The organism is Thermoanaerobacterium calidifontis (assembly GCF_055381745.1).
Map to the genome: position 1 here is coordinate 1762842 of NZ_AP042436.1, position 12559 is coordinate 1775400.

At 35.0% G+C, this 12559-nt stretch carries 13 protein-coding genes; 2 read left to right on the top strand and 11 right to left on the bottom strand.

What is annotated here, in order from left to right:
• Position 1: 1 nt before the first annotated feature.
• The 9 genes from ACZ42G_RS09255 to ACZ42G_RS09295 all read right to left on the bottom strand — a co-directional run bounded on the left by ACZ42G_RS09255 (position 2) and on the right by ACZ42G_RS09295 (position 8428).
• On the bottom strand, positions 2-1156 hold the full coding sequence (locus ACZ42G_RS09255) for a cysteine desulfurase family protein (protein ID WP_085112179.1): 1155 nt from the start codon (positions 1154-1156) through the stop codon (positions 2-4).
• 113 nt (positions 1157-1269) lie between these two features.
• Complete coding sequence (locus ACZ42G_RS09260) at positions 1270-2784, bottom strand: 4Fe-4S dicluster domain-containing protein (protein ID WP_464850166.1); 1515 nt, start codon at positions 2782-2784, stop codon at positions 1270-1272.
• Between the two features lie 15 nt (positions 2785-2799).
• Complete coding sequence (locus tag ACZ42G_RS09265; protein WP_464850168.1) at positions 2800-3960, bottom strand: SpoIIE family protein phosphatase; 1161 nt, start codon at positions 3958-3960, stop codon at positions 2800-2802.
• Complete coding sequence (locus tag ACZ42G_RS09270) at positions 3957-5675, bottom strand: [Fe-Fe] hydrogenase large subunit C-terminal domain-containing protein (protein WP_464850169.1); 1719 nt, start codon at positions 5673-5675, stop codon at positions 3957-3959. The genes ACZ42G_RS09265 and ACZ42G_RS09270 overlap by 4 nt, the downstream gene beginning before the upstream one ends.
• A complete protein-coding gene (locus tag ACZ42G_RS09275; RefSeq protein WP_464850171.1) occupies positions 5672-5917 on the bottom strand; it encodes a (2Fe-2S) ferredoxin domain-containing protein in 246 nt (81 codons plus the stop codon). The genes ACZ42G_RS09270 and ACZ42G_RS09275 overlap by 4 nt, the downstream gene beginning before the upstream one ends.
• 94 nt (positions 5918-6011) lie before the next feature.
• On the bottom strand, positions 6012-6266 hold the full coding sequence (locus tag ACZ42G_RS09280) for a DUF3006 family protein (protein WP_464850173.1): 255 nt from the start codon (positions 6264-6266) through the stop codon (positions 6012-6014).
• A gap of 43 nt (positions 6267-6309) precedes the next feature.
• Entirely contained in the window at positions 6310-6576 is a 267-nt protein-coding gene (locus tag ACZ42G_RS09285) for a metal-sensitive transcriptional regulator (RefSeq protein WP_013787818.1), read from the bottom strand.
• 12 nt (positions 6577-6588) lie between these two features.
• Positions 6589-7701, bottom strand: coding sequence for a glycosyltransferase (locus ACZ42G_RS09290; protein WP_464850175.1), 1113 nt, complete (start codon positions 7699-7701; stop codon positions 6589-6591).
• 58 nt (positions 7702-7759) lie between these two features.
• Positions 7760-8428: a hypothetical protein gene (locus tag ACZ42G_RS09295; protein ID WP_085112186.1), complete on the bottom strand. Its 669-nt coding sequence runs from the start codon at positions 8426-8428 to the stop codon at positions 7760-7762.
• 127 nt (positions 8429-8555) lie between these two features.
• On the opposite strand from ACZ42G_RS09295, the gene ACZ42G_RS09300 reads away from it, so the two are divergent.
• Complete coding sequence (locus ACZ42G_RS09300) at positions 8556-9923, top strand: zinc ribbon domain-containing protein (protein ID WP_464850177.1); 1368 nt, start codon at positions 8556-8558, stop codon at positions 9921-9923.
• Here the strand turns inward: ACZ42G_RS09300 and ACZ42G_RS09305 are convergent.
• Positions 9907-10164 carry a putative Se/S carrier protein gene (locus ACZ42G_RS09305; RefSeq protein WP_085112188.1) on the bottom strand — a complete coding sequence of 86 codons (258 nt, stop codon included), beginning with the start codon at positions 10162-10164 and terminating at the stop codon, positions 9907-9909. The genes ACZ42G_RS09300 and ACZ42G_RS09305 overlap by 17 nt on opposite strands.
• A gap of 127 nt (positions 10165-10291) precedes the next feature.
• Here ACZ42G_RS09305 and ACZ42G_RS09310 point away from each other — a divergent pair, with 127 nt between their 5' ends.
• Positions 10292-11074 carry a CAP domain-containing protein gene (locus tag ACZ42G_RS09310; protein WP_085112189.1) on the top strand — a complete coding sequence of 261 codons (783 nt, stop codon included), beginning with the start codon at positions 10292-10294 and terminating at the stop codon, positions 11072-11074.
• A gap of 44 nt (positions 11075-11118) precedes the next feature.
• Here the strand turns inward: ACZ42G_RS09310 and ACZ42G_RS09315 are convergent, their stop codons facing one another.
• Positions 11119-12522: an aminopeptidase gene (locus ACZ42G_RS09315; protein ID WP_085112190.1), complete on the bottom strand. Its 1404-nt coding sequence runs from the start codon at positions 12520-12522 to the stop codon at positions 11119-11121.
• Between the last annotated feature and the right edge of the window lie 37 nt (positions 12523-12559).

Sequence of the window (12559 nt, forward strand, 5' to 3'; positions counted from 1 at the left end):
TTTACCTCCTTTTGTATCTCCTTAAAAATTTCACTTTCTCCTTTAATACATCAACTGTATAATCTATTTCTTCATCTGTATTAAACACACTTAAGGAAAACCTAATAGCACCTTCTATATATTCGCGACTTAGCCCAATAGCCTTTAATACATGGCTTTCAGTGTTTTTATGGGATGAACAAGCAGAACCGGTTGACACATATATGCCCTTTTCTTCCAAAGCATGAAGCAATACTTCACCTCTTACACCTAAAAAGGATATATTTAATATTTGCGGAGCACCATCATCGATGTCAGGACCATTTAAGTGAATATCAGAGATCTCATTTTTTATACCATCGTACAATCTTTTCTTTAATGCTTTAAGTTTAGCCTCGTATTCAAGAAAATTATCATTTATCAATCGACATGCTTCTCCAAGTCCTACGATGCCTGGCATATTTTCAGTTCCTGACCTTAAATTGGCTTCCTGTCCTCCACCGTACAAAATAGGTTTAATTTTAGTCCCTTTTTTTACGTATAGAGCGCCTATGCCCTTTGGCCCATGCATTTTATGGCCGCTTAAAGACAAAAGGTCTATGTTTATATTCTTTAAATCAATATTAATTTTTCCAACTGCCTGTACACCATCAACATGAAAATAAAATTTATCTTTCCTTTGTTTTAATTTAGCAATCTCATCCAATGGTTCTATAGTGCCTATCTCATTATTGACAGCCATTATAGACATCAAAATCGTCCTGTCATTTATTGCATTTTTTAACTCATCTAAGTCTACATATCCTTGTTTATCTACATTGAGATAAGTGACATCAAAGCCTTCTTCTTCAAGCTGCTTCATGACATTCAATACAGATGGATGCTCAATCTTTGTGGTTATCAGATGATTGCCATATCTCTTCATGCCATGTACAATGCCGCGTATAGCCAAATTATTTGATTCAGTTCCACCTGATGTAAAAAATACTTCATGTGATTCACACCTCAATAATTTCGCTATATCTTCTCTTGACTTAGACAATATCTTTTCTGCAATATATCCTTTACGATGTACTGACGATGGATTGCCATATTCGACTTCCATTACTTCAACCATTTTTTCAACTACTTCTCTACGAACTTTCGTCGTGGCGCTATTGTCAAGATATACCTCCATACATATCAGTCCTCACATTTTTATGTAATTCAAATATATTATATGTTAATGATGATATATATTTCAACAAAAATTTAGGGCCCAATAGATTGGACCCATCATTTTTAAAACTCCTAAGCTTCTTTAAACGATGTTTCACTTGACTCATCTTCACTGTGGTCAACATGAAAATCGACGTCATCAGTGTCAAATTGGCTGATTCTGTCTTTTATGTTTTTATGGTAAGATGAATCACCAAATTTATTGACAGCCAATTTCGCTTGGTTTACGTTGTTATTTATTACGCCTGCACCGCCAATGCAACCTCCAACACAAGCCATACCTTCTATAAAATTATTTGGCAATTTACCGGCTTTCATTATTTTCAACGTCTTGTTGCACTCATCAAGTCCATTGCACACTACAGGATTTAGCTCAACATCGGCATCTATTTCCTTAACTGCTTCAATTACAGCCTCTAAGACGCCTCCCGATCTTGCAAACTTTCTTCCAAAAAGCGTAGCATCATCCACTTCCACATCTGGTTGTTCTTTCATGTCTATTTTTGCTGCATCCAGCACAGCAACCATCTCTTCAAATGTCATGGCAAAATCCGTTATGCCCTTTACATCATCTCTCATGACTTCCGATTTTTTTGCAGTACATGGACCTATGAATACTGTCACTGCCATAGGATCGTGTTTTTTGATGTATTTTGATATAGCTGTCATTGGAGATACAGTTGTCGATATGTTTTGCGACAGCTCAGGATAGCTTTTCTTAATGTGTGCCACAAAGGCAGGACAACATGAACTTGTCATGACTTTTATGTCTTTTATTTTATGGCTGAATTCTTTTGCCTCTTCCATAGCTACAAAATCTGCCCCAAGAGCAACTTCAATCACATCGACAAAACCAAATTCTTTCAAAGCAGATTTTATCTGTCCCACAGTTACATCTTTAAATTGAGATGCTATGGCTGGCGCTATCAAAGCATAAACTTTTTTCCCACTCTTAATAGCCCTTATAATGTCCACAATATAAGACTTGTCTGTTATGGCTCCAAATGGACATGCCACTGTACAAGCACCACATGAAGTGCATTTTTCATAATTTATGGCAGCTTTCAATTCTTCATCCATAGTTATGGCTTTTGCTGAACAAGATCTAATGCATGGCCTCAAATTGTCAGAAATTGCATTGTATGGACACGCATCTTTGCACCTGCCACATTCTATACACTTGTCATAGTCGATGTTTGCCTTTTTGTTTATTATCGTTATGGCACCTTTTGGACATACTTCTGTACACCTGTGAGTAATACATCCTCTACAAGCTTCAGTAACACGATACCTTTTAATCGGGCATTCTTCACAGGCAATATCTAAAACCTGAATTATTGGCTCTTCACCGTCCACTGCATGTTTCATAGTACGCTTTAAATTTTTCCCCATTGCAACTTTGGTTCTCTGCTCAATTATAGCTCTTTCTTTATACACGCAACACCTAAATCTTGGTTTTGTTCCCGGTATTATCTCGTAAGGTATTTCATCATATTCATCTTCAAGCCTATCTTCAAGCGTCAATTTCGCAACGTTGTAAAGTACCTCGTACTTTAACATTTGAACATCTGTGTTAAACTTAAACAAGGCAATCTATCCTTTCTAAAAATAATTTACTTCCACATTTTTATTTAATCCCTTTAATAAATTTATAAGCTCTTCCACAATCCTGACCTTTATTCTAAGGTCAGATGGAAAATCAGGATTTTGATGGGCACTGTTTACAGCCTGACCCACTAAGAAATTTACGTCAGTAGCGTAATTTAATATCTTAAACAGCCGAGTGGCAGCATCTTTTCTTGAAAATCTCAATAAGTTTGAATCGCTATTCTCAATATATTCTTTAAAAATTTCAACAGTCTTTCTTAAAGTCAATACGCCTTCTGTCACCAAATCAATTCCATCAATGTGGGCATAAGGAGGTATATCAGGATCAACATACTCTGTAGATGTGATCACATCTTTATTTAAAATCCTGCTTACAATTTTTGCAGCAGTACCGCCACATACCACCTTTAATCCTTCACTTTTCATAAGTTTTTTCACAACCCATTCATCCATATTTTTCAAAACCGGTGGCCCTACCATCACCGTAACTTTTTTCGATTCGTTAACTTTTATCACTATTGCAGTTGTATCATCGCCAGGTTTATTCTTGTACAAATTATTACAGGTTGTTATAAGCTGTGAGCAAATATCTGATGCATCGCTGTAGACCTCTAATACTTTTGATAAATATTGCTTAACATTATCCCACTGCCAACCGAGATTTAATACTCCTCCTACACCAGCATGAATTACTCCATCAGATACAACTATCAGTGCATCATTCAAATCCAATTTGAAGCTGCTTTCAAAGATTTTCTTATCACCTATTTCAACACACTTTCTGTCAATCTTCTTATGCACGCCATTTTTAAAATAAAACACAGATGGATTGTCATATTCAACCAGATGAGCATTATTGCCACATATAGAAACAACAGTAAATGTAGAATATGCTATATTCCTCTCTTTACATATTGGCAATGTTTCAGCCACCGTCTCTACCACATCTTTTAGTTCAGAACCCATGTCCAACATTTTTGATACAATTCGCGCTGTCAGAGTAGATAAAATATTGGCCTTAACACCACTTCCAAGCCCATCTGCCATAACTGCCATTACATAATCTTTTTTTCTTATTATTTGAACACTATCTCCGCACAACTCTTCATCGTACTTATTCAATGATGCATGTGCAATATCGATGTAATGACTCATTCATCATCACCTTGATTTAACAGCATATCTTTCATTCTGGTTAATATGACTTTTGTCTCCGCTGTTGTTTCCCCCAACAAGCTGGCTATCTCTTGTGCAACCTTCATCTGCCTATCTATCACTTGCTGTGCCAACTGGTAGTTTTCCCTTTTAAGTTTCGAGAAACTTTCCTTTTGTTTCTCCATCTTTGTTATATCTGTAAAAATCCCAATGGCAATTTTATACTCATCTAAATAGTAGATGCTTTCCAATGCTATGATTCCGTAATTTTTAAACGATACTTTCTTATTAAAAATGCTTTTCTTATTTTCAATAACCTCTACAAAATCAGATGTATCAAAAATCAACGATAGATCTTCACCTTTAACCATTGACGAATTCACCAAGAACATCTTCTCAAATGCTCTGTTCATATCTTGAATTTCATACTCGTTATTGACCGCAATTATGGCATTGGGAGTAGAGCTTATTATGATATTGGACAGCGTTTCAGCCCTCCCCCTCATGTATGGCAAGCACATATACGGTTCTGCCATTCCATTAAAGACCGCTATGGCTTTTTCCCTACAAGTGTCATAGCCACATGCACCGCAATTCAATTCATCTTCAGGTGAAAACTTGCCAATCTTCGATAGTATCTCTTTTATCTCGGCCTCGCTTGGCATTTTCCATTTATCGCTTAAATCAATAAACTTTCGGCTTAAATCTAAAGAAAAATCGCTAAAATCGCTGAAATCATCGCTAAATCTCTCCTTCACGCGAGAATAGCTTATAACTTCTTCCTTCCTTTTTGTAATGCCACTTTCTAACTTTCCAAATGCAGGACCATTGATGCAACCGCCATCGCAAGCATTGGCTTCTATCCAATACCCATGTAAATTGCCAGATCTTAAATCATTTAAAAGATCTTTCACATTCTCTATCGATGACACAGAGACAACCTTTCTTAAATTCAAATCAACATCCATACAATCAATTGTTTTTCCTTCAATTGGATACAATTTATACTGCTCTTCAGCATCAACATCTTCCAAATAATCTTCCATATATTCAAAATCTACTTCCTCTGTACCAAACAAATTCATTACTTCTTCAAATGTCAATACAGCATCTATAGCTCCTTCACAGCTAAAATCACTCATCTCAGCTTTTTTAGCGAGGCACGGACCTATAAATACAACTTTCACGCTTTCACCGTATATACTTTTTATAGCCCTTCCAACAGCTACCATCGGTGATACAACTGGTACAAGGCATTTTATAAGATCTGGATAGTACTTTTCAACCAAATAATTTACAGATGGACATGAAGTAGTAATCAAGTTGTCATATTTCAAATCGTTATAATACTTTTCATACTCCTTAGATATAAGCATAGCACCTACTGATGTCTCAACTATCATTTCGGCTCCTAAACTTTTTAAAGCTTTCAAGAATTTTAAAGCACTATTATGCCCGACAAGTGCAGGATACGATGGAGCTACAGTGAAAACAACTTTTTCCCCTCTATTTAAAAATGATTGAACTTTTTCTACATCTGACCTAACTGTCTTCGCATTCTGAGGGCAAACATTTAAACATCTTCCACATGCAATGCATCTGTATTCTATGATTTCAGCTTGTTCATTATTAACTTTTATCGCTTTGACAGGGCAGTACCTAATACATTTATAGCAGTTTCTGCAATTGGCTTCTTTAAAATTAATGACACTCATTTTAGTTCACCTAAAACATGTTCTTTAAAAAATTCCTCAACGCTGTTTGGTTTAATTGATAAGCACGTACCACCATCAATTTTTACAGAAACCGCCCTTAAACAATTGCCCATGCAAAAATCAGCTTTTAACTCTACTTTGTCTTCAAGGCTGTAATCTTTAATCATTTTTTTTAATTTATTAATAACATCGTAGGAGCCTTTTAAATGGCATGAGCTGCCTACACAAACAGTAATAATCATATAAATCACCCGTATACTGTATACAATTATTTTATTATATGATAAAGACTAAGTAAACAATAGTTAATTTATTAACAATTAGTGTTAAAAAAAATTAATCTTCTTCCCTAGATTCTTCAATCATCTTTTTTAGTTTTCTTCCTCTTTCATTGACATCCAATGAAATATCTATAGCATCTTCTTCAGCAATATTACTGGGAAGATACTTTGTAGGAATATTTATCTTCCTGTCGTCATCAAGAACAACTATAGCTACGTCATCTTCTATCTTTTCTACAATACCATGTATTCTCACGTAAAACACCTTCTTTTTATTAATTATACACCCTTCTATTTCCATTATCAACATAGAGAAGGGTCTTTTCTGACCCCATTTTACTGGCAAATATTGCTCATTTTAAAAATTTAACTAATAAATCAACAACACTTTGAAGTTCCTCATAAGTTATCTTTCCATCTTCATTTGCAAGAAAGCACTGTTCAGCATGTTCATTTATGATTGACAATCCAACTTTTTCTAAAGAAGCTCTCACCGCTGCTATTTGCAGCAAAATATTAGAACACCCTTTGTCTTCTTCCACCATTTTTTCGATTCCAGCTATATGCCCCTTTATGGTTTTTAATCTTAAAAGTACATCATCTTTTATACTTTTGGTCATAGCCATCACCTTTCAATTGTATTTTATCCTTTTATCTAATTTTTCAAAAATTATGCCCATTTCCTTCTTAAAAAGTTCTTTCCAGTCAAACGTTTTAGCAAATTCCCTTCCGTTTTGTCCGTATATACTCATTTTATCACAATTTTCTATCAAATCTATAGCTTTTTCAACAAAATCAGATACATTGTACTTTATAGTTATACCACACTCATTTTCTTTAATCAATTTTCCTAAATCGCCAATGTCTGTTGCTATCACGGGAAGGCCAGATGCCATGTATTCTACAGCTTTAAGTGGAAAAGAATATTTTATAAGTTCTGTTGGAAAAAGCGTACAAAGTCCAATATCAGCTTTATTAAAATACAGCGGCAAATCGCTATACTTTACTTTCCCCAAAAAATGTACAACATCATCTACTTTGCTATCTCTCGACAATTTCCTAAGAGCATGTTCATATTTCCCCTTCCCAAGTATCATCATCGAAACGTCATACTCTCGCCTTAAGATAGAAAGTGCTTTTATAGGCATCTCAACGCCTGACCAATGCTCTAATGAACCGCTAAATATAATGACTATTCCTTGATGTTTTTCCTTATTGCCATTAAACAGTTCATAATTGACACCATTTGGTATGTAGTATGGTGTAATGCCTGTCATGTTTTTTCTCAATTCTATCAAATGTTGATTTACAGAAAATGTAACATCAGAATTTTCAATGCAATATTTCTCCATGTTTTTTGTCCTCTCATAAATGTCCTCATATTCAAAAAATGCAGGAAAATAGTCGATATCTTCGTAAGCCAAAAAGCTTATTCTTCCTGATTTCAGAAGTTCTACGGCAGTCAAACCAGCCCATGGACCTTGTGCAATACATATATCGTATTTCGAAGAATCAAGTTCAACGTATTTTTTATACAAAATCATGGGGCTAAAAAGACTCGCAAACTTAACAGGTATTCCTATATAAGTAATCGTGCCTTCTTGCTTTTTCAATACTCCAAGATCGTCATACCTACAAAATACTACCGTCAAGTCATATTTGTCTTTCAAGTAATCTATCAAATGATGACTTCTCTGCGGAAGTGAATTTAAAATATCGATAAATGTTATAAATAAAATTTTCATAAAAAATCCTCCTATCATTGTTATGAGAAAAGCCAGCTTATGCTGGCTTTTCATATTTTTAATATGGTGAATATGGGGCTTTCTGCGGAGGAAATATAGGTGGGAATGGTCTCTGCATGAATTCATCACATACATTTGTCGGAAACTCCTCGCACTCAGGTGGTACTGGGCAGAATCCATACGAAGGTATCAATAATTGCACATCCATAGCAGATTTTATGATGATCCATACACCTATGATTACCTCTAATGTTGTTGGTGTTCCAACATTGACTCTTCCAAACAAACACTCCGCAACAGCTTCAAACTTCATGATGGCAATAGTTGGTTCTGGCACATACAATACTATATCCTTATTAAACGTAGTTGTTAGTCCTGTCAATGTTTGAATATCGCCAGATGTATTTGTAATCACTACATCATATGTTACTTGGAATGTAGCCTGCACTCTTGCAAATCCAGGTCTTTCAGGAATAGGTGTAAGTGTAAATCCTGGAGGTGATACAAGCGAAACAGTTACATTCTCACAGCGTCCAAATGTTGGGTTTGTGATAGTAGGCACAAATGGAACTGGTGGTATGCTGTCTAAACACAATCTCTGTGAGCATGAATCGTATATCTTTGTAACTTCTATGCAAGTTATCTCTGTTGGTTCAGGAAGCTGACCTGGCTCTACTGGACCTGGTCCTACTTCTTGTTCTCCAATCAGCTTTTTAGCAAATGCCATTTTATTTCCCCCTTACGACTAAATTTTTGTTTAATTTGATTTTGCATATTTCTAGTTACAATATACGTAATAACCATAATATTTGTTACAAATAAAGAATATAATTTTAAATGAAAGGAGGCATTTTATGGACAAGGTACTATTAAATTTTAAAGGTAAGGTGTACAAATTTTCATCAAACCGAAATTCTATTTTATTAAATATAGCTGGCGAAAATTCGAACGAAATAAACCTTATAGACAATGCAATAAGCGATTTTGATGTTGGGCTAAGCTCGAATGAAATTTTAATAGCATATTTTAGCAGAGAGCAAAATATTGTTTTAGCACATTTAAATGATGATAACAAAGTAATCAAAAAGATTTTGTACCATTATAATGACAAATCATTTTTTGCAGATAACTTCAGATTAATAATGTCTGGTGAGACATTACATCTATTTTTTACAGAGCATAATCTATCATCACCTAAAAAATTGATTCTGAAGCATTTTGTACTTAAGACTTTCAAAGTTAATGACGTAGCTGTCATTTACAACAATCAAATTAAACCTTTCTACAGTGTAGCATCTGATAAATCCGGAGTTCTACATTTAGTCTATATAACAGCCGAAAACACTCAGAAGATTTTTTATACAACGTATTTAAGCGGTGCATGGACCTTAAAGACTACAATTTCTGAAGCTATATCGCTGGAATATCCAAATATAGCCATCGATGACAAACGAAATATCCATATATGCTGGGTTGAGGAAAACATAATAAAAGAGCTAAAATACAGAAAAAAAATCGACGGTGGATGGCCAAAAGGATCGTGGGATAAAAAAATCACTTTGTCATTTTCAGACGCGATTTTGTGGCCTTGCTTTAATATAATAGACACTACTATATGGTGTACATGGATTCAACAAAATGCTTTTTACAGTGCTGTATCATCAGATGGAGGCAATAGTTTCTGCAAGCCTTTTAAATTGGCTGAAAAACCTTCGTCGTATGAATTTGCAAAAAAAGCAGAAGAATCAGCAGAAAAATTCACGTTTTTAGATGATAACGGATTAGAGCTTCCTTTTAATAGAGTTAAAGATAGCATATCATATGATAAAGATAATTATTTTACATTTTATATAAAAGAAGTCCAAGAATACTTAAGCACACTATCTAAAAAAATAGAAAACCTCCAAAATGAGAAAGTACATTTAGAGAGAAACCTAAATCAAAAAAGCTATGAAATCGCACTTAAAAACAGAAATATCGAAGAACTTAAGGAAAATTTGAAAAAATATTATGAAGAAAGAATGAAGTTTACTTCAAAACTTGACAATCTTAATTCTGTCTACAACAATGTCCTTTTGGAAAATGAGAAATTAAAAAAGCAGATAAAAGATCTGCAAAATAAAATAATCATATTAAACTCAAAGCTTAATGAAAAAGTAGAAAATGGGACAATAGACAAGATAAAATCAATTATTTTTGGAAAGCCTAACGAACACCTATGACAGTATATCCGCTATATGTCTTTTCTACCTCATATATCCCTTTATAAGGGATATTTATTCTTTGTACTATTAATTTTACAATATTTACGTATTCCAGGCCAAATTTTAATGAATGGCTGCAGCTATTCATTATAGAGCGTGGCGTTGGTATAAATTCTACAGGTATATTGTTCTGCCTTAATACCTTGTCACACAGCACTGCATGTTGATAAGAATAAAAGACTAATATCCCATATCTCATCTTTGCACCCCCTACTCACATTATATTCAGAGGTGCAACTATTGATAAGATTTCCTACGTGTCCATTAATTACTTAAAGGTTTTTTTCTTTTTTTGTCGAATAATTTAATTAAGGGGTGTGATATTAGTGAAAAAAAATCTAAAGTACTATGCAGCATTTGCAGTAATTTCATTATCAATGATTGGCTCTTTTAATATTGCAGAAGCTTCGTATTCTTACGGAACATATACAAACAACAACGTTGTCTACAACGGAGCATCAACTTTAAAGACCACCACATCAAATAACTCCGTATTCAATACAGCCACAGTAAAAATAAATTATGTACAGGCAAATAACACAAATGCTTGGTACAATAACAATTATTGGTGGATAACAATGAATAATAGCACTGCAAATGTAAGCCAGACAACAATTAATACAAAAGGAACTATTGCATCTACGACTGCATCAGCCGGCAATTCATCTTCCAATGCTGTTGAAAGTGCTAAGAATAGCGGCACACAACAAAATTATCAAGGGTTATCAGCACAAGAAAAACAGTTGGTGGATCTCATAAATAGCGAAAGAACGTCAAGAGGCTTGAGTCCGCTTACCATCGATGAGAACCTGTCAAAAGTGGCCAGGATAAAAGCTGAGGATATGAGGGACAACAACTATTTTTCTCACACGTCACCTACTTATGGCTCGCCATTTGATATGATGAAACAATTTGGCATAAGTTACAATGCCGCTGCAGAAAACATAGCACTAAACAGCGATGTTGTAAGTGCTCATTATGCATTGATGAATTCCAGCGGTCATAGGGAAAATATCTTAAACCCTTATTTCAATAAGGTTGGCGTTGGCGTTGTCACAAACAGCACTGGAAACGGCGTAATTGTGGTAGAAATGTTTATAAATCAATAACATAGTTAAAAAAACACCGGCTACACCGGTGTTTTTAATGTCCTTTACCTGCTTAAAAGGAATGATTTATATGCTTTATATCCCATGTACAAGTCAAGTTTTGATGACAATTCATAAGGTGAATGCATGCTTAAAAGTGCAATACCGCAGTCAATAACCTCCATACCATAGTTTGCTGCAAAAAGTGCGACTGTTCCTCCACCGCCAATGTCAACTTTTCCAAGCTCTCCTGTCTGCCATACTACATCATTTTCATTAAATATCTTTCTCACTTTTGCCACAAACTCAGCATTTGCGTCATTTGAACCACTTTTTCCGCGTGAACCCGTGTACTTCGTCAGGCACACACCATGTCCTATATATGAACTGTTAAGTTTTTCGCTTACGTCAGGGTATAAAGGATCAAAACCAGCATTTACATCCGCAGACAACAATTCTGCATTTCTCATGGCTGCTCTAAGCTTTATATCAGTGCTGCCTTCTTGTTTTTCCAAGATTTCCGCTATAGCATTTTCAAAAAATCTGGACTGTAATCCTGTATTTCCCATGCTTCCTATCTCTTCTTTGTCAGCAAATATAGCTACTGCAGTCTTTTCAGGATTGTCAACATCTAAAATAGCTCTAAGCACATCATAAGCGCATATCCTATCGTCTTGTCCATAAGCTCCTATCATGCTTCTATCAAAGCCTATATCCCTTGGTTTGTGTGCTGGCACCAATTCCAACTCAGCACTTATAAAATCTTCTTCCACTATCCCATATTTCTCATTTAAAATCTTCAACAAATTTGGCTTTACAGAAACGTCTTCAGACAAAGGCATATTCCCTATAACCGGATTTAGTGCTTCTCCAGTTACCACATCAGCAGCTTTTTTCTCCATCTGATCTTTTCCAAGGTGCGGCAGTAAATCAGTTATGTATAGCACAGGGTCTTTTTCATCTTCTCCGACTTTAAAAACGACTTTTTCGCCATTTTCTTTTATGACGACTCCGTGCAGTGCCAATGGTATCGTAACCCACTGGTACTTCTTAATCCCCCCATAATAATGTGTCTTAAACAATGCAAGACCACTATCTTCATACAGCGGATTTGGCTTCAAATCAATCCTTGGTGAATCTATATGAGCGGCTGCAGCTTTAAATCCATTGCGGACAGAATCCTTTCCGATAACAGCTAAAATTACCGATTTGCCTTTATTGTTATAGTACACCTTTGTGCCTGGCTTTAAGTTTGTAGCTGTTTCCAAATTTATAAAACCATTTTCTTCAGCAACCTTTATTATCCTGTCTGCAACTTCTCTCTCCGTTTTACACTCTCCTATGAATGCTTTGTAATCTTCTGCGTACTCAAATATCTTTTCCTTTTCCTCGTCATTTACTTTAAGCCATCCATTTTTGCTTTTGTATCCAAATCTCTTTTCAATGTCTTTTAACTCGCCACTCTCCATTTCATACGCCTCCTAAACATTTTGGATTACATATTAA

Bases quoted from the DNA above. Each gene is read 5' to 3' on its own strand.
- ACZ42G_RS09255 (WP_085112179.1), bottom strand. From the start codon at position 1,156: ATGGAGGTATATCTTGACAATAGCGCCACGACGAAAGTTCGTAGAGAA.
- ACZ42G_RS09265 (WP_464850168.1), bottom strand. From the start codon at position 3,960: ATGAGTCATTACATCGATATTGCACATGCATCATTGAATAAGTACGAT.
- ACZ42G_RS09270 (WP_464850169.1), bottom strand. From the start codon at position 5,675: ATGAGTGTCATTAATTTTAAAGAAGCCAATTGCAGAAACTGCTATAAA.
- ACZ42G_RS09275 (WP_464850171.1), bottom strand. From the start codon at position 5,917: ATGATTATTACTGTTTGTGTAGGCAGCTCATGCCATTTAAAAGGCTCC.
- ACZ42G_RS09280 (WP_464850173.1), bottom strand. From the start codon at position 6,266: ATGTTGATAATGGAAATAGAAGGGTGTATAATTAATAAAAAGAAGGTG.
- ACZ42G_RS09285 (WP_013787818.1), bottom strand. From the start codon at position 6,576: ATGACCAAAAGTATAAAAGATGATGTACTTTTAAGATTAAAAACCATA.
- ACZ42G_RS09290 (WP_464850175.1), bottom strand. From the start codon at position 7,701: ATGAAAATTTTATTTATAACATTTATCGATATTTTAAATTCACTTCCG.
- ACZ42G_RS09295 (WP_085112186.1), bottom strand. From the start codon at position 8,428: ATGGCATTTGCTAAAAAGCTGATTGGAGAACAAGAAGTAGGACCAGGT.
- ACZ42G_RS09300 (WP_464850177.1), top strand. From the start codon at position 8,556: ATGGACAAGGTACTATTAAATTTTAAAGGTAAGGTGTACAAATTTTCA.
- ACZ42G_RS09305 (WP_085112188.1), bottom strand. From the start codon at position 10,164: ATGAGATATGGGATATTAGTCTTTTATTCTTATCAACATGCAGTGCTG.
- ACZ42G_RS09315 (WP_085112190.1), bottom strand. From the start codon at position 12,522: ATGGAGAGTGGCGAGTTAAAAGACATTGAAAAGAGATTTGGATACAAA.